This window comes from Aeromicrobium erythreum (assembly GCF_001509405.1).
Classification (GTDB): Bacteria; Actinomycetota; Actinomycetes; order Propionibacteriales; family Nocardioidaceae; genus Aeromicrobium; species Aeromicrobium erythreum.
In genome coordinates this window covers 2,454,333-2,471,335 of the sequence record NZ_CP011502.1, presented here as the reverse complement: position 1 = coordinate 2,471,335, position 17,003 = coordinate 2,454,333, and the positions used below count along the sequence as shown (strand labels likewise).

The 17,003-nt window shown below is 72.9% G+C and carries 15 protein-coding genes; 10 read left to right on the top strand and 5 right to left on the bottom strand.

Features of this window, described 5'->3' with window-relative positions:
- The first annotated feature begins 516 nt into the window (after positions 1-516).
- Together Aeryth_RS11700 and Aeryth_RS11695 are read left to right on the top strand one after the other, a co-directional pair.
- The gene (locus Aeryth_RS11700; protein WP_067858829.1) at positions 517-2,229 is read left to right on the top strand and encodes a sodium:solute symporter family protein; all 1,713 of its coding nucleotides are present in this window, start codon (positions 517-519) and stop codon (positions 2,227-2,229) included.
- A gap of 9 nt (positions 2,230-2,238) precedes the next feature.
- Positions 2,239-2,511 carry a hypothetical protein gene (locus tag Aeryth_RS11695; protein WP_067858824.1) on the top strand — a complete coding sequence of 91 codons (273 nt, stop codon included), beginning with the start codon at positions 2,239-2,241 and terminating at the stop codon, positions 2,509-2,511.
- A 56-nt stretch (positions 2,512-2,567) separates the two neighbouring features.
- Here Aeryth_RS11695 and Aeryth_RS11690 read toward each other — a convergent pair whose 3' ends face one another.
- Positions 2,568-3,122 carry a 1-acyl-sn-glycerol-3-phosphate acyltransferase gene (locus Aeryth_RS11690; RefSeq protein WP_067858821.1) on the bottom strand — a complete coding sequence of 185 codons (555 nt, stop codon included), beginning with the start codon at positions 3,120-3,122 and terminating at the stop codon, positions 2,568-2,570.
- Positions 3,123-3,191: 69 nt separating this feature from the next.
- On the opposite strand from Aeryth_RS11690, the gene leuS reads away from it, so the two are divergent.
- Together leuS and Aeryth_RS11680 are read left to right on the top strand one after the other, a co-directional pair.
- Positions 3,192-5,993, top strand: coding sequence for a leucine--tRNA ligase (gene leuS / locus Aeryth_RS11685; protein WP_067858818.1), 2,802 nt, complete (start codon positions 3,192-3,194; stop codon positions 5,991-5,993).
- 15 nt (positions 5,994-6,008) lie between these two features.
- Positions 6,009-6,866, top strand: coding sequence for a DegV family protein (locus Aeryth_RS11680; protein ID WP_067858815.1), 858 nt, complete (start codon positions 6,009-6,011; stop codon positions 6,864-6,866).
- Here Aeryth_RS11680 and Aeryth_RS11675 read toward each other — a convergent pair.
- Positions 6,847-7,194, bottom strand: coding sequence for a putative quinol monooxygenase (locus Aeryth_RS11675; protein ID WP_067858812.1), 348 nt, complete (start codon positions 7,192-7,194; stop codon positions 6,847-6,849). The two genes, Aeryth_RS11680 and Aeryth_RS11675, sit on opposite strands and share 20 nt — an antisense overlap.
- A 94-nt stretch (positions 7,195-7,288) precedes the next feature.
- On the opposite strand from Aeryth_RS11675, the gene Aeryth_RS11670 reads away from it, so the two are divergent.
- The 3 genes from Aeryth_RS11670 (at position 7,289) to Aeryth_RS11660 (ending at position 10,823) form a co-directional block, all read left to right on the top strand.
- The gene (locus tag Aeryth_RS11670; protein WP_236749729.1) at positions 7,289-7,570 is read left to right on the top strand and encodes an ArsR/SmtB family transcription factor; all 282 of its coding nucleotides are present in this window, start codon (positions 7,289-7,291) and stop codon (positions 7,568-7,570) included.
- Between the two features lie 113 nt (positions 7,571-7,683).
- Entirely contained in the window at positions 7,684-8,559 is an 876-nt protein-coding gene (locus Aeryth_RS11665; RefSeq protein ID WP_067858807.1) for a helix-hairpin-helix domain-containing protein, read from the top strand.
- A complete protein-coding gene (locus tag Aeryth_RS11660; RefSeq protein WP_067858804.1) occupies positions 8,556-10,823 on the top strand; it encodes a DNA internalization-related competence protein ComEC/Rec2 in 2,268 nt (755 codons plus the stop codon). Before Aeryth_RS11665 ends, Aeryth_RS11660 begins: the two co-directional genes overlap by 4 nt.
- On the opposite strand, the gene Aeryth_RS11655 is transcribed toward Aeryth_RS11660, so the two are convergent.
- The gene (locus Aeryth_RS11655; RefSeq protein ID WP_067858801.1) at positions 10,808-11,620 is read right to left on the bottom strand and encodes a DUF1206 domain-containing protein; all 813 of its coding nucleotides are present in this window, start codon (positions 11,618-11,620) and stop codon (positions 10,808-10,810) included. The two genes, Aeryth_RS11660 and Aeryth_RS11655, sit on opposite strands and share 16 nt — an antisense overlap.
- A 62-nt stretch (positions 11,621-11,682) precedes the next feature.
- Between Aeryth_RS11655 and holA the strand changes: the two genes are divergently transcribed.
- Positions 11,683-12,654 carry a DNA polymerase III subunit delta gene (gene holA, locus Aeryth_RS11650; RefSeq protein WP_067858798.1) on the top strand — a complete coding sequence of 324 codons (972 nt, stop codon included), beginning with the start codon at positions 11,683-11,685 and terminating at the stop codon, positions 12,652-12,654.
- A 102-nt stretch (positions 12,655-12,756) separates the two neighbouring features.
- Here the strand turns inward: holA and rpsT are convergent, their stop codons facing one another.
- Positions 12,757-13,017, bottom strand: a complete 261-nt coding sequence (gene rpsT, locus Aeryth_RS11645) for a 30S ribosomal protein S20 (protein ID WP_067858795.1) — start codon at positions 13,015-13,017, stop codon at positions 12,757-12,759.
- Positions 13,018-13,240: 223 nt separating this feature from the next.
- Between rpsT and Aeryth_RS11640 the strand changes: the two genes are divergently transcribed.
- Positions 13,241-13,576, top strand: coding sequence for a hypothetical protein (locus Aeryth_RS11640; RefSeq protein WP_067858791.1), 336 nt, complete (start codon positions 13,241-13,243; stop codon positions 13,574-13,576).
- A 67-nt stretch (positions 13,577-13,643) separates the two neighbouring features.
- Entirely contained in the window at positions 13,644-15,512 is a 1,869-nt protein-coding gene (gene lepA / locus Aeryth_RS11635; protein WP_067858788.1) for a translation elongation factor 4, read from the top strand.
- A gap of 18 nt (positions 15,513-15,530) precedes the next feature.
- Here lepA and Aeryth_RS11630 read toward each other — a convergent pair whose 3' ends face one another.
- Positions 15,531-16,769 carry an FAD-dependent oxidoreductase gene (locus Aeryth_RS11630; protein WP_067858785.1) on the bottom strand — a complete coding sequence of 413 codons (1,239 nt, stop codon included), beginning with the start codon at positions 16,767-16,769 and terminating at the stop codon, positions 15,531-15,533.
- Positions 16,770-17,003: the final 234 nt, after the last annotated feature.

Here is a 17,003-nt window from a genome sequence, read left to right as displayed (position 1 = left end):
CGTGCCACGCGAAGGAAGAAGCACTGCCCACCCCGCCCCCAAGGGCACCCACGATTCTTCCTTCGTGCGTCGAAGGTCGAATGCTTCTGCGTTGGTGACGGGATCCCGTAGCAAACGCAGAAGCCTTGGAGTCCCACGCACGAACGCAGATCCTTGCGTCCGACGCGGGCCACGGCCCGAGACCCCAGACCAGCGCCGCCGCCAGCCGCCCGGTCGAGGCCTTTCGGAGACCACCCCCAGCGAAAGTCGAGGCAGCGCACCAGCAGGACGAGACCCCCTGCGACAGCGCACCAGCAAACCCGGACCCCCGCAGGCAGCGCACGAGCAGACCCAGACCCCCGCGGCAGCGCACCACCAAGCCCAGACCCCCTGCGGCAGCGCATCAGTAGGACGAGCGGACGCCACATCAGGACGCGACACCGCCCCCGCCCGGCCCGGCGCGCGGGGAGGGCGGGGGAGGCGTACCGTGCGGGAGGACCATCCGGTTGTGCACGGGAACCATCTGAGGGGAAGAGGATGCAGGCCATCACCACGACGCTCGCGTCCGCCGACGGGTCGTTCCGGCTCGACGCGGACGTCTTCGACTACACGATCGTCGCGATCTACTTCGCCGTCGTGCTGGGCATCGGCTTCCTGGCGCGTCGCCAGGTGTCGACGAGCATCGACTTCTTCCTGTCGGGGCGGTCGCTGCCGGCGTGGGTGACGGGGCTGGCGTTCATCGCGGCGAACCTCGGCGCGGTCGAGATCATGGGCATGAGCGCGAACGGCGCGCAGTACGGCATGGCGACCGTCCACTACTTCTGGATCGGCGCCGTCCCCGCGATGCTCTTCCTCGGCGTCGTGATGATGCCGTTCTACTACGGCTCCGGCGTGCGCAGCGTCCCCGAGTTCATGCGCCGACGCTTCGGCACCGGCGCGCACCTGGTCAACGCGCTCAGCTTCTCCGTCGCGCAGCTGCTCATCGCCGGCATCAACCTGTTCCTGCTGGCGACGATCGTCAACCGGCTGCTGGGCTGGCCGCTGTGGGTCTCGCTGGTCGTGGCCGCCGCCGTCGTCCTCAGCTACACGGCGCTCGGCGGGCTGTCGGCGGCGATCTACAACGAGGTCCTGCAGTTCTTCGTCATCGTCGCCGCGCTCGTGCCGCTGACGATCATCGCGCTGCACAAGGTGGGCGGCTGGCAGGGCGTCGTCGACAAGGTCCAGCCCGGGCCCGAGCAGCTGTCGTCGTGGCCGGGCACCGACCTCACCGGCATCGACAACCCGTTCTGGTCGGTGGTCGGGCTCGTCCTCGGTCTCGGCTTCGTCCTGTCGTTCGGCTACTGGACCACCAACTTCGTCGAGGTGCAGCGCGCCATGGCGTCGTCGTCGATGTCGGCGGCCCGACGCGCCCCGGTCATCGGCGCCTTCCCGAAGATGTTCATCCCGTTCGTCGTGATCATCCCGGGCATCATCGCCGCGATCGTCGTCCCCGAGCTCGCGGCGCTCAAGTCCGGCGGCGACGCGCAGGGCGTCACCTACAACGACGCCATCCTGCTGCTCATGCGCGACCTGCTGCCCAATGGCATGCTCGGCGTCGCCCTCGCCGGACTGCTCGCGTCGTTCATGGCCGGCATGGCCGCCAACATCTCCGCGTTCAACACCGTCTTCAGCTACGACCTCTGGCAGCAGTACGTCGTCAAGGACAAGGAGGACGGCTACTACCTGAAGGTCGGCCGCATCGCCACGGTCGGCGCCACGGTCGTGGCCATCGGCACCGCGCTCATCGCGTCGAACTACGACAACCTCATGGACTACCTGCAGACGCTCTTCGGGTTCTTCAACGCGCCGCTGTTCGCGACCTTCATCCTCGGCATGTTCTGGAAGCGCATGACGGCGACCGCCGGCTGGTCGGGCCTGGTCGCCGGCACCGGGGCGGCGGTGCTCGTGGCCGTCCTCAGCGAGGACGCGCTCGGCCCCGCCAGCATCGGCGCGATCGGTCTCTCGGGCCAGGGCGCATCGTTCGTCGCCGCCGGTGCCGCCTTCGCCGTCGACATCCTCGTGAGCGTGGCCGTCACCCTCGTGACCGCGCCGAAGCCCGAGAAGGAGCTCGTCGGTCTCGTCTACTCCCTGACGCCCAAGGAGGACCTCGTCGACCCCGACGAGGGTGCGCTGCCCTGGTACCAGTCGCCGGTCAAGCTCGCCGGCATCGGGCTGGTCCTCGTCGTCGTCCTCAACGTGATCTTCCGGTAGGAGCACAGCATGAGCGAGAAGCACACCGCGGGCGCGTTCGACGTCCGCACCCTCATCGGCGGCCTGCTCGGCGTCTACGGCCTGATCCTCACCGGCCTCGGGCTGTTCCGCGCCACCGAGGCGGAGCTTGCGCGAGGGGACGGGCTCAACATCAACCTGTGGGCCGGCATCGGGATGCTCGTGGTGGCCGCCGCGTTCCTCACCTGGGTGCGCGTGCGTCCGCTCGTCGTCCCCGCCGAGCCGACGTCGTCACCCGCCGACGGCACGTCCGACGGGAGCTGAGCCGGGCGTCGCTGTACCTTTCGCCGCCCACGGCCCGGCACCCCCGCCGGGCGGGCCTACTCCTCGCGCAGACGCGGGACGGTGGCGTTGGCGGGCTTGATGCCGAGCTTGTCGGCGTAGAAGGCCCGCACGACGTCCATGTCGGCGGCGACGTCGTCGGAGGCGACGAACGTCGGGCCGTAGCCCATCGTGCGGGTCGGCGGGTCGAAGAAGGCCAGCGTGATCGGGAGCCCCGTCTCGCGCGACAGCCGGTGGAAGCCCGACTTCCAGTACTCCCCGCGCGAGCGCGTGCCCTCCGCGGCGATGACGAGGCGGAAGTCCTCGCCGTCCCGGGCCTCCGCAGCCAGCTCGCCGACCACCCCGCCCGCGTCCCGACGGTCCAACGGCACACCGCCGAGCGCCCGCAGGACCCACCCGAGCGGCCCCTTGAACAGCTCCTTCTTCACCAGCACGCGCGGGTGCGCCCCGTCGTGCCACATGACGAGCAGCATCGTCACGAAGTCCCAGTTCGACGTGTGGGGCGCCCCGACGAGGATCCCGCGCGACGGCGTCTCCCCGACCATCGTGTAGCCCATGCGGCGGATGACGAACCGAGCGAGACGTTGGCGCATGCGGCGAGCGTAGCCGCGTCGGGTGCTCCGCTCGTCAGACCGTCGATGCCTCGTCGGTAGCATCGTCCGGTGAGCACCGCCGACCGCGCCGACACGACCGACCGTCCCGACACCCACCGCTACACCGCCGGCCTCGCCGCCGAGATCGAGGCGCGCTGGCAGGAGCGCTGGGAGCGCGAGGGCACCTTCGAGGCCCCGAACCCGACCGGTGAGCTCGCGGGCGACGGCGAGCTGCCGACGTCGACGTACTACCTGATGGACATGTTCCCCTACCCGTCGGGCGCGGGGCTGCACGTCGGCCACCCGCTGGGCTACATCGGCACCGACGTGGTCGGGCGTCACCAGCGGATGCTCGGCAAGAACGTGCTGCACACCCTCGGCTACGACGCCTTCGGGCTTCCGGCCGAGCTGCACGCCATCCAGACCGGTGAGCACCCGCGCGCCAACACCCTGGCAAACATCGCGAACATGCGCCGACAGCTGCGCCGCCTCGGCCTCGGCCACGACCAGCGCCGCTCGTTCGCGACCATCGACCCCGACTTCGTGCGTTGGACGCAGTGGGTCTTCCTGCAGATCTTCGACGCCTGGTACGACGAGGAGGCGGGCCGCGCCCGGCCCATCGCGGAGCTGCGCGAGAAGCTGGGCACCGACGACCCCGCGGTCATCGACCCGCACCGCCTGGCCTACGTCAGCGAGTCGCCGGTCAACTGGTGCCCCGCGCTCGGTACGGTGCTGTCCAACGAGGAGGTCACCGCCGAGGGCCGCAGCGAGCGCGGCAACTTCCCGGTGTTCCAGCGCAACCTGCGCCAGTGGCAGATGCGGATCACCGCGTACGCCGACCGCCTGCTCGACGACCTCGAGACCGTCGACTGGCCCGAGCCGGTCAAGCTGATGCAGCGCAACTGGATCGGCCGCTCCCACGGCGCGGAGGTCGAGTTCGACGTGCCGGCGGTCGAGAACGCCGCGATCCGCGTGTTCACGACCCGTCCCGACACGCTGTTCGGCGCCACGTACATGGTCCTGGCCCCCGAGCACGAGCTGGTCGACGCGATCGTCACCGACACGTGGCCCGAGGGCACCGACGAGCGCTGGACCGGGGGCGCCGCCTCGCCCACCGAGGCGGTCGCGGCCTACCGGCACGCGGCGTCGCGCAAGACCGACGTCGAGCGCCAGGAGAGCAAGGAGAAGACGGGCGTCTTCACGGGCGCCTACGCGGTGAACCCGGTGAACGGCGAGCAGGTGCCGGTGTTCGTCGCCGACTACGTGCTCGTCGGCTACGGCACCGGCGCGATCATGGCCGTGCCCGCGCACGACGAGCGCGACTTCGCCTTCGCCACGGCGTTCGGCCTGCCGACCCCCCGCGTCGTCACGGGCGGGGACGAGCTGCCGTGGACGGGGGAGGGCGTGGCCACCGCGTCGTCGAACGACGAGGTGAGCCTCGACGGCCTGTCGGTCGCGGAGGCGAAGGCGCGCATCATCGCGTGGCTGGAGGAGAAGGGCCTCGGCACGGGCACCACCACCTACCGGCTGCGCGACTGGCTGTTCTCGCGCCAGCGGTACTGGGGCGAGCCGTTCCCGATCGTCTTCGACGACGAGGGCCACCCGCACGCGGTGCCCGACCACCTGCTGCCCGTCGAGCTGCCCGACGTGCCCGACTACTCGCCCCGCACCTTCGAGCCCGACGACGTCACGAGCGAGCCGGAGCCGCCGCTGGGTCGCGCGCACGACTGGCTCGAGGTCGAGCTCGACCTGGGCGACGGCCCGCGTCGCTACCGTCGCGACACCAACACGATGCCGAACTGGGCCGGCTCCAGCTGGTACCAGCTGCGCTACCTCGACCCGCACAACGCCGACGCGCTCGTCGACCCGGCGAACGAGGCGTACTGGATGGGTCCCACGGACGCCAAGACGACCGGCGGCGTCGACCTGTACGTCGGCGGTGTCGAGCACGCGGTGCTGCACCTGCTGTACGCGCGCTTCTGGCACAAGGTGCTGTTCGACCTCGGCCACGTGAGCAGCGCCGAGCCGTTCCACCGGCTGGTCAACCAGGGCTACATCCAGGCGTACGCCTTCACCGACGCACGCGGCACGTACGTGCCCGCCGACGAGGTGCAGGAGCACGTCGCCGACGACGGCAGCACCACGTACACCTACGACGGCGCCCCGGTCACCCGCGAGTACGGGAAGATGGGCAAGAGCCTGAAGAACGTCGTCACCCCCGACGAGATGTACGACGAGTACGGCGCCGACACCTTCCGCGTGTACGAGATGAGCATGGGCCCGCTCGACCAGTCGCGGCCGTGGGAGACGCGCGCCGTCGTCGGCGCGCAGCGCTTCCTGCAGCGGGTCTGGCGTCTCGTCGTCGACGAGGAGACCGGCGAGACCCGTGCCGACGGCGGCGAGCCCGACCGTGCGACGCTGCAGGTCCTGCACCGCACGATCGACGGCGTCGCGGCCGACCTCGACGGCCTGCGGTTCAACACCGCGATCGCGAAGCTGATCGAGCTGACCAACCACTGCACGAAGGCCACGGTGACCAGCCGCGAGGTGCTCGAGCCGCTGGTGCTGATGCTGGCGCCGTTCGCCCCGCACGTGGCGGAGGAGCTGTGGTCGCGGCTCGGGCACGACGCCTCCCTCGCCCACGCGTCGTTCCCGCAGGCCGATCCGAGCCTGCTGGTGGCCGACACCGTCACGTGCGTCGTGCAGGTGCAGGGCAAGGTCCGCGCGAAGCTCGACGTCGCGCCCGACGTGTCCGAGCAGGAGCTGACGTCGCTCGCGCTGGCCGAGGAGAACGTGCAGCGGGCCATCGACGGTCGTGAGGTCCGCAAGACGATCGTGCGCGCCCCCAAGCTCGTCAACATCGTGGTCTGAGGGGACGGGACCGACATGGCGGCGCGACGCATCGCGGTGGTGACCGACTCCACCGCCTCCCTCGACCCGGCCGACGCCGAGCGTGAGGGCATCACGGTCGTGCCCCTCAAGCTCGTCATCGGGGCGGCGACGTTCACGGAGGGCGTCGACGCGACGTCCGACGACGTGGCGCAGGCGCTCAAGGACTTCGTGCCGGTGAGCACGTCGCGCCCGACGCCCGAGGAGTTCGCCGCGGTCTACGCGCGTCTCGCGCAGGAGGGCCACGACGCGATCGTCTCCGTGCACCTGAGCGCCGAGATCTCCGGCACCTTCGAGTCGGCCCAGGTGGCTGCGCGGGAGGCGCCCGTCCCCGTCATGTGCGTCGACACCCGGCAGGTCGGGATCGCGACCGGGTTCGCCGCAGGGCGGGCGGCCGCGGTCGCGCGGGCGGGCGGCGACGAGGCCGCGGCGGTCGGGGCGGCGCTGGCGGCGGGGGAGTCCTCGAGCGTGCTCATGTACGTCGACACCCTCGAGTACCTGCGTCGCGGTGGACGCGTGGGCGCGGCCACGGCCCTCATCGGCTCGGCCCTCGCGGTGAAGCCGTTGCTCACGCTGCGTGACGGCGTGGTGGTGCCGCTCGAGCGCGTCCGCACGTCGGCCAAGGCGGTGGCGCGGCTCGAGGCCCTCGTCGCGGAGGCGGCGGAGGCGGCCACCGAGGGCTACGACATCGGCGTGCAGCACCTCGCCAACCCCGACCTCGCCGACCAGGTCGCGGAGCGGCTGGCCGGTGTGCTCGGCCGCGACCGCCTGCCGGTCAACGAGGTCGGCGCGGTGATCGGAGCGCACGTGGGTCCCGGCATGCTCGCGGTGACGGTCACGCCTCGTCCGGGGTAGGCACAGGCTCCAGCGGCGTCCAGAAGGTGACCTCGAGGTCGCCGGCCAGGAGCTCGTGGCGACGGTCGAGGAACTCCTGCATCGTGGGCGTCGCGAGGTGCGCCGCCAAGGCGGCGCCGTCGGCCCACTGCTCGTAGAACCTGAGGTCGCCGTCGGGGCCGTGGTGCAGCTCGTACACGCGGCAGCCGGCCTCGGCGCGCGTGGGGACGAGGAAGGAGCGCAGGGTGCGCTCGAGCTCGTCGGCCCGTCCAGGTCTCGCACGTGCGGTGCCGACGAGGGCGACAGACGTGGCGGCGTGAAGCACGGCCTCAGGTACGATCTCGCTCATACCTACGGACCCTAGGACGGGATCCAGGTACGATGCAAGACCTACCTCAAGGAGCCGACGGACGGGAGCGCAGGTGACGGACCGGGAACCCGGGGTGCCGGCGGACCTCCAGGCCGTGCTCGCGGCCCTGGCCGACCCGCACCGGCGGCGGGTCGTCAGCAGCCTCGCGCGCGAGGACGCCGACGTCGAGCGACCCTGCGGCTCCTTCGACCTGCCGGTCTCCAAGGCGACGCGGACGCACCATTTCCGGGTGCTGCGCGAGGCAGGTCTGGTGGAGCAGCGCTTCCACGGCAACGGCAGCAGCGTCAGGCTCCCACGCGAGGACATCGAGCGAACCTATCCGGGGCTGCTCGCCCTCGTCGTCGCCGAGGACTGACGACCGCTCCGTCCGCAGGTCCTGTACACAGGGGTCGACGGCGCCGGCGGTCGTCGTCCACAGTCTCTGCGGCGATCCGCCGCGGGACGTCGCCAGGTGCCTAGCGTCGAGGGGTGAGCACCCCACGGCACGGACCTCGTCCGGCACCACCCCAGGAGACCCGCGCCGAGGTCGCGCGGCGCCGGCTCGCGCAGCTCGCCGCGTCGTTCGAGGCCACGCACGACGACGACCCGTTCGACCGGCTGGTCGGTCCGACTCAGGACGCCTCCGGCGCTGGGTCCGAGGTCGTCGACCGTGCCCTCCAGAGGCCCGCGCAGGGGCCGGAGCAGGCGCCCGTGCCGGCTCGCGGCCGGCGTCGCGCCGACGTCGGACCACGCGCGGGGCTGTCGGCGGTGCATCTGCGCGTCGTGGCCACGGCAGCGGTCGCGGCTGGCGTGCTGCTCACGTGGTGGCTCCTGGCGGAGCGGCCGCGCACGTCCGACGTCGACCGACCGCTCGAGGTCTCGGCCCGGGCCGACCCGACGGGTGCCCCGGCGGCCGAAGGCGGCGCGGAGGACGACGGGCGCGTCGTCGTCGACGTGGCCGGGCAGGTCAGGCGGCCCGGCATCGTCACGCTGCCCGCGGGGTCGCGGGTCCACGAGGCCATCGAGCGGGCCGGCGGCATCAAGGGCGCGCTCGACCAGCCGACGCTCAACCTCGCGCGGGTGCTCGTCGACGGCGAGCAGATCCTCGTCGGCGTCGACCCTCCCGCAGCTGCCGTGGCAGGCCCGGGCACGGGCGGCACGGGTGGACCGGGCGTCGCCGTCAACCTCAACACGGCCACGCTCGAGGAGCTCGACGCGCTGCCCGGCGTAGGCCCGGTCACCGCCCAGGCGATCCTCGACTGGCGCACCGAGAACGGACGCTTCACGTCGGTCGACGACCTGCTCGACGTCGCCGGCATCGGCGAGAAGACCCTCGAGGACCTCCGCGACCGCGTGAGCGTGTGAGGCGCCCGGTCCTGGTGCTCGCCGGCGTCGACGTCCGGCTGGTGCCGGCGGCGCTCGGCGCGTGGGCCGTCGCCGCCTGGGGCGTGACCGCCGGGCCAGGTGCTACCGTCGTCGCGGCTCTCGGGGCCGTCGCACTCGCGGGCGTCGCAGCACGGCGCTGGCCCCGCGTCGCGCTGGTGGCGGTGGCCGTGGCCGCCGTCGCGACGTCGGTGACCTGGCGGCTCGGCGACGTCCGCGCGACCCCGACGGCCGCGCTCGCCGAGCAGCGGGCGCGGGTGACGCTCGAGGTGCAGGTGAGTCGCGACGGCCGCACCTTCGAGGGCGTCGGTGGTCCTGGCACGGTCGTGGGCCTCGTGGTGCTGCGGCTGCGCGACCAGCGCGGTCGGGTGCATGGCGTCCGCGACCCCGTGACGGCCTTCCTCGTCGGCGAGCACCGCGACCTCGTCGTCGGTCGTCGGCTCACGGTCGACGGTCGGCTGTCGCCGGCGGACGACGACCAGGACACCGCGACGCTGCGCGTCGAGCGACGCTCGGCTGTCCAGGGCAGCGCCTGGTGGTGGTCGGCCTCCGAGCGCGTGCGAGCGGGTGTGCGCCACGCCGTCGACCACGTGCCCGGCGCTCCCGCCGCCCTCGTGCCGGCCCTCGTGGTCGGTGACGACGCCGACCTCTCGCCCCGCGTCGAGGAGGAGTTCCGACGCACCGGTCTGACGCACCTGCTGGCCGTCTCGGGGACGAACCTCACGATCGTGCTCGCGCTGGTGCTGGCGGTGGCGCGAGCGGGCCGGGCGCCGCCGCGCGTGCTCCTGGCGGTGGGTCTGCTCGGCGTCGTCGGGTTCGTGCTGCTGGCGCGGCCCGAGCCGAGTGTGCTCCGGGCCGCGGGCATGGGGGTCGTCGGGCTCGCAGCCCTCGGGCTGGGGTCGCGCGGTGGTGTGCGCACGCTCTGCGTCGCCGTCGTAGCGCTGCTGTTCTGCGACCCGTGGCTCTCGCGCGCGGCGGGGTTCGTGCTGTCCGTGAGCGCGACCGCCGGCATCCTGCTGCTCGCACCCCCGTTCGTGCGGGCCCTGGAGCGGTGGGCACCGCGGTGGGTGGCCGTCGCGGTCGCCGTGCCGCTCGCCGCACAGGCGGCCTGCACGCCGGTCATCGCGGCGCTGTCGTCCGAGGTGTCCGTCGTCGCCGTCGTCGCCAACCTCCTCGCGGCGCCGGCGGTCGCGCCCGCGACGGTACTGGGGCTGGTGGCCGGGCTCCTCGACCTCGTCGTCCCGTCGGTCGCGTCGGTCCTCGGCACCGCGGCCGCGGCCTGCGCCGGCTGGATCGTGCTCGTGGCGCACCACGCCGCGGCCCTTCCCGGGGCGAGCCTGGTCTGGCCCTACCCGTGGTGGTGGCTGCTGGGCGTCGTGCCGGTGGTGCTGTGGCTCGGCCGCCGCGCCGCCTCGCGCCCGGTCGTCGCGACCGGCCTGGTCCTGGGCCTGTGCCTCGCGATGCTGCGACCGCCCAGCCCCGGGTGGCCACCGCCCGGGTGGGTCATGGTGCAGTGCGACGTCGGCCAGGGCGACGCCACCGTGCTGCGCTCCGGCCAGGACGAGGCGGTGGTCGTCGACGCCGGTCTCGAGCCCGTCGACGTCGACCGCTGCCTGCGCGGTCTCGGCGTGCGGCGTATCCCGGCCCTCGTGCTGACGCACGGCGACGCCGACCACGTGGGCGGGAGGTCAGGGGTGGCGGGCGGTCGTGCGGTCGGCGCGGTGCTCGTCGGACGCCCGGGGCCCACGGTGCCAGGGGTCCCCACCCGCACGGTGTCGCGGGGCGACCGTCTCGTGGTGGGCGACGTGACGGCCGACGTGCTCTGGCCGCGGGCTCAGCCCACGACGCGGGCTCGGAGGATCGAGGTCGACCGCAACGCCGACAGCGTGGTCCTGCGCGTGGTGGTGCGGGGCGTGACCCTCCTGCTGACGGGCGACGTGGGGGAGGAGGCGCAGGAGCACGTGCTCCGCGCCGGCAGCGTCGTGCGGGCCGACGTGCTGAAGGTCGCGCACCACGGCAGCGCCGACACGTCGTGGCGGTTCACGCGTGCGGTCGCTCCACGCCTGGCCACCGTGTCCGTCGGGGCCGAAAACGACTACGGGCACCCCACCGGCACCGCCCTGCGGATGCTGCGCCAGGTCGGCGCGGTGGTGCACCGCACCGACCACGAGGGCGACGTCGCGGTCGTCGTGCGCGACGGACGCCTGTCGGTCGTGTCGCGGGGGAGCGGTCAGCGGTCGAGGTAGCGCGCCCGGGCGAGGCACCAGACGCCGTACAGGCCGATCCCCACCGCGATGAGCGCCAGCAACCATGGTCCGAAGGGCTGCTGCAGGACCGTGCGCAGGGCCTCGTCGAGGCCGCCCGAGCGGTCGGCGTCGTGGGTCAGCGCGGCGAAGCAGAACAGGGTCCCGACCAGCCCGATGGCGACCCCCTTCGCCACGTGCCCGACCGCGCCGAGACGCAGGAGCCAGTCGCCCGAGGTGCCGCTCAGACCCTCCGGCGCGAGGTGCTCGCGGTGCCGGTCGCTGAGTCCGCGCCATGCCGTCCACGCGCCGTAGCCCACGACGGCGAGCCCGGCCACGCCTACGAGCACCGCGCCGGCGGGCAGGGCCAAGGCGCGCGCCGTCCACGTCTCGCTGCCCGACCCGCCCGAGCTGCCGCTCCGGGTGATGACCTGCACGCCGCTCCAGCCCACGACGCCGTAGACCACCGCCTTGACCAGGTCGGCACCGCGAGCCGCCCACAGCGTCGCGCCGTCGTCGTCGCGGTGCCCGACGACCGCCTCGAGCACGCGCCACAGGACGAGCACCGCCATCCCCGCGACCACGAGCCAGAGCACGGTCCGGCCGAACGGCTGCTGCGCCAGCTCGGCCAGCGCGCCTCGGGTGTCGGCCGAGCCGCTGCGGTGCCCGAACGCGAGCTGCAGCGCGAGGAACGCCAGCACGAGGTGCACGAGCCCGTAGGCCACGAAGCCGAAGCGGACCAGGTGGTCCACCCACGCGTCGTCGGCGTGGGCGACGACGTCGTCGGCGTCGAGCGGCATGGCGAGAGCGTACGCCCGCGTCGTCGGGCGGGCTCGTCGGAGCGGACGACTACGCTGGGCGCGTGGCGTCGCCGTTCGGGAAGATCCTGCTCATCACCGGGAGCTCGGAGTACCTGTCCGACCGCACCCGGGCGCGCGCCGTGGCCGGCATCAAGGCCGCCGACGCCGAGTGCGAGGTCGCCACCGCCACGTCGGGCGGCCTCGGGGCGGGCGAGATCGCCGGACTCACGAGCCCGTCGCTCTTCAGCTCCGCCAGCGCCCTCGTCCTGACCGAGCTGCAGGACCTGCCCGACGTCGCCCAGGGCGAGCTGCTGGCCTACGCGAAGGACCCCAGTCCCGACGTCGCCGTCGTGCTCGTGCACGGGGGAGGGCAGAAGGGCAAGGGTCTGCTCGACAAGCTGCGCGCCCAGGCGGCGGTCCACGAGGTCAAGAACGAGGCGCCGAAGTACGAGCGCGACCACGCGCGGTGGGTGGCCGGCGAGCTGCGCGACCTCGGCACGCGGATCGACGAGGAGGCGGCGACGCTGCTGGTCGCCGCCGTGGGCCAGGACCTGCGCGCCCTCGCCGGTGCCGCCGACCAGCTGGCCGCGACCCTCGACTCCGGCAGCGAGGTCACGGTCGAGGTCGTGCGCCGCTACTTCGGCGGTCGCGCCGACGTGCGCGGCTACGAGATCGCCGACGCCGCCATCGAGGGGCGGATCAACGTCGCGCTCGAGCAGGCGCGCTGGGCCGAGACCGCCAAGGTCGCGCCGGTGCTCATCACGAGCGCGCTCGCCGCTGGGCTGCGTCAGCTCGCCCGTCTCGCCGACGCGCCCGCGCGGCTGGGCGAGGGCGAGCTGGCCCGCCACGTCGGTGCGCCGCCGTTCAAGGTGCGCGTGCTGCGGCGCCAGCTGCAGGGGTGGGAGCCGTCCGGGCTGGCCCGCGCGCTCGACGCGGTCGCGCAGGCCGACATCGACGTCAAGGGCGGCGCGGCCGATCCCGCGTACGCCGTCGAGCGCATGGTCCTGCAGGTCGCGGCCGCACGCCGGCGTTGACGTCGCCGCCGTGTGCGTCGGCCCTGCGCGGTCGTCAGCGCCTGAGCACGACGAAGGCCCCCGGCGGTGCCGGGGGCCTTCGTCGATGCTGGGGGGCTGCGGTCAGAGCGACGCGGCCTTCTTGGCGATGGCCGACTTGCGGTTCGCCGCCTGGTTCTTGTGGATGACGCCCTTGCTGGCGGCCTTGTCGAGCTTCTTGCCCGCCTCGGCGGCGTACGCCTTGGCCTGGTCGGTCTCGCCGGCCTCGACGGCGGCGTGGAAGCGACGCACGGCCGTCTTCAGCGCGGAACGCACCGACTTGTTGCGCTCGCGAGCGGCCTCGTTCTGACGGTTCCGCTTAATCTGCGACTTGATGTTCGCCACGTGGCTGACCTGTTCTCTCGTGCGTGAAGGGAATGTGCTGCAAGTGTGAGGGCGTGCGTGCGGGCACGCGACCACCCACAGTACCAGCGAGCACCGTGCGCCCCCAAATCAGCCCCGAGCGCCCCTCGCCTCGCCCGCGTTCCGTGGACCTGATGACGAAAGTCCGCGCCGAAACCGTCGCCAGCTCCCCACGACGCGGGGAGGGGGTCCTACGATCCGAGGCATGCAGACGCTCTACGACGTCCTGGTCTGGCTCCACGTCCTCAGCTGGGTGGTGGCCCTCGTCGGCTACGTGACGACGATCCGCCGCCCCCAGCTCAACCTCGCGATGGTCGTCGGTGTGACCGCCGCCTTCGTGCTCGGCGTCGTGCTGACCGGCGTCGCGCCCGCGGCCGACGTCGACCTGAACTACGCCAAGATCGGGCTCAAGCTGGCCATCGCCTTCGTCGCGGTGGGCCTCGCCCACGGCACCCGACGTCGCCCCACGCCGAACCCGTTCGCGCACGTCGTGGCCGGCCTGGTCGTGGTCAACGTCGCCATCGCCTACCTCTGGACGTGAGCCCCGGTGGGTACGCCCCGGTGGGCGTGCTCACGGGCCTCGCCCCGGATGGGAGGATGGGGGCACCATGACGAGCACCACGACGCCGGGCGCGGCGCCCCAGCCGGGTTCGACCGACCCGTCCCTCCTGCGCAACTTCTGCATCATCGCGCACATCGACCACGGCAAGTCGACGCTGGCCGACCGCATGCTGCAGCTCACCGGCGTCGTCGACGAGCGTGCCGCGCGGGCCCAGTACCTCGACCGCATGGACATCGAGCGCGAGCGCGGCATCACCATCAAGAGCCAGGCCGTCCGCATGCCGTTCACCAAGAGCGCGGGCGACGACGCCGGGACGCACTACGTGCTCAACATGATCGACACGCCCGGCCACGTCGACTTCACCTACGAGGTGAGCCGCTCGCTGGAGGCCTGCGAGGGCGCCATCCTGCTCGTCGACGCCGCCCAGGGCATCGAGGCGCAGACGCTGGCGAACCTGTACCTGGCGATGGACGCCGACCTGCACATCATCCCCGTGCTGAACAAGATCGACCTGCCCGGCGCGCAGCCGGAGAAGTACGCCGAGGAGATCGCCGGCATCATCGGCGGCGACCCCGACGACGTGCTGCGCGTCTCGGCCAAGACCGGCCAGGGTGTCGAGGCGCTGCTCAACCTCATCGTCGACGAGGTGCCGCCGCCGGAGGGTGACGCCGACGGTCCGCCGCGGGCGCTGATCTTCGACTCCGTCTACGACACCTACCGCGGCGTCATCACCTACGTCCGCGTCGTCGACGGTCGGCTCAGCCACCGCGACAAGATCAAGATGATGTCGACGAACGCCGTGCACGAGATGCTCGAGGTCGGCGTCATCAGCCCCGAGCCGGTCAAGGCCGACCACCTCGGCGTCGGCGAGGTCGGCTACCTCATCACGGGGGTGAAGGAGGTGCGCCAGTCGCGCGTCGGTGACACCGTCACGTCGAACGCGCGCCCGGCCGACGAGCCGCTCGGCGGCTACGCGCACCCCAACCCGATGGTCTTCTCGGGCCTGTACCCGATCGACGGCGACGACTTCTCGACCCTGCGCGAGGCCCTCGAGAAGCTGCAGCTCAACGACGCCGCGCTCGTGTACGAGCCGGAGTCGTCGGGCGCGCTGGGCTTCGGCTTCCGCATCGGCTTCCTCGGCCTGCTGCACCTGGAGATCGTGCGCGAGCGTCTCGAGCGCGAGTTCGACCTCGACCTCATCTCCACGGCGCCGAACGTCGTCTACAAGGTGGTCATGGAGGACGGTCGCGAGATCGTCGTCACCAACCCGAGCGAGTACCCGTCGGACGGCAAGATCGCCTCGGTGCACGAGCCGATCGTCTCCGCGACGATCCTCGCGCCGTCGGACTACATCGGCGTCATCATGGAGCTCTGCCAGGCCCGCCGCGGCCAGCTGAACGGCATGGACTACCTGTCCGAGGACCGCGTCGAGATCCGCTACACGCTGCCCATGGGCGAGATCATGTTCGACTTCTTCGACGCGCTGAAGAGTCGCACGAAGGGCTACGCGTCGCTGAACTACGAGCTCGCCGGCGAGCAGCAGGCCGACCTCGTCAAGGTCGACATCATGCTGCAGGGCGAGGTGGTCGACGCGTTCAGCGCCATCGTCCACCGCGACTCGGCCTACGCGTACGGCGTGATGCTCGCGGGCAAGCTCAAGGAGCTCATCCCGCGCCAGCAGTTCGAGGTGCCCATCCAGGCCGCCATCGGCGCCCGCATCATCGCCCGCGAGAACATCCGTGCGATGCGCAAGGACGTGCTCGCCAAGTGCTACGGCGGCGACATCAGCCGCAAGCGCAAGCTGCTGGAGAAGCAGAAGGAGGGCAAGAAGCGGATGAAGAACATCGGCCGCGTCGAGGTCCCCCAGGAGGCGTTCATCGCCGCCCTCTCCACGGGTGGCGACGCCGCCAAGTAGCCCCGCCGGCCGTCGGGGTCAGCGGGCGCCGACGGCCGCGGCGACGTCCTGCGCGGCCCGCACGCCCGACGCGAGGGCTCCCTGGATCGAGGGCGTCTCGCGGTGGTCGCCGCAGACGAACATCCCGCCGCCGACGTCGGCGCGGCGGGCGGGCTCCAGCGGGGGGACCGCCCTCGGCAGCGCGCGGACGACGTCGTGGCGCACCAGCAGCTCCCACGCGTCGACGTCGGTGCCCCACAGCCGGGCCGCCTGCGCCAGCGCCGCCGCGTCGGAGAGACCGGCGCCCGCCAGGGCGGTCACCTGCACCAGGTCGCGTCCCGGTGGGGCGTAGCCGGGCGCGGCGGCCGACACGACGGCCGTGTTCACCACGGGGCCGCAGTCGCCGTCGACCAGCAGCAGCCGGTCCCGGGGCATGCCGGTGGGGGTGCTGAACCACCAGGTGACCAGCCCGCCGACCGGCGGGGCCACGGACACCGCGCCCAGGCCGACCGCGTCCTGCACGTCGGTCGCGACGACGACGGCGCGGGCCCGGAGCGACCCCGACCCCGTGCGGACGGTGACGCCCTCGGCGCCACGGTCGACGCCGAGCACCCGGACGCCCGTCTCGGCCGGACGACGCAGGCCGCCCGCGAGCCGGGCGGGCAGGGCTCTCATGCCGTCGCCGGGCACCGCCGGTGTGCCGAGCAGGAACCAGCGGACCAGCAGGCGTGCGTACCGGGCCGACGTGGCCCCGGTGTCGTCGGCCAGGACGCCGGCCAGGAACGGCTCCAGCACCTGCCGGCGCAGCGGGCCGCGGACACCGGCCGCGTCGAGCGACGCCGCCACCGTGTCGTCGGCCCGCCGCAGGACGTGCCCCTCGCCGCCCAGGATCGGTGCCGCCCACCGGGCCAGGGCCGCCAGCTCACGGGGGCGCAGCAGACCGCTGCGCAGGGTGGGGGCGAGCAGACGCGGCTCGCGGCGCGGGTCGCCGAGGGTCGCCACGGAGCCGCCACGACGGACCCGCACCCCGGCCGCGAACGGCTGCAGGTCGAGCGCGTCGAGGTCGACCAGGTCGCGCAGCGCCGGGTACGCCGGGTTGAGCAGCTGGAAGCCGACGTCGCAGAGGTGGCCGTCGACCACGTCGGTGGCCACGCGCCCGCCCACCACGTCCGAGGCCTCCAGCAGTCGGGCGTCCACGCCACGCCGCTGCAGCGTCGTCGCGCAGGCCAGCCCCGCGAGTCCTGCTCCGACGATCACCACGTCCACCCGTTCCGCCATGGGTCCACGATCCCATCGTGTCCGCGATCCGGCACGGTGCGGCGAGGCTGCCGACGGCGGGCGGAAGCACGCCGACGCCGCCGCGGACGCCTCGGGTTGCAGGCCGGGCGACGGGTCCTCAGGAGGTCCGGTCGTCCGATGGATGAGCGGCGCAACCGATCGATCGGGCCCTCCGGGAGTGACCGGTGGGTAGGTTATGGTGAGCGGCACCACATTCCCCCGGAACGTCGTGTG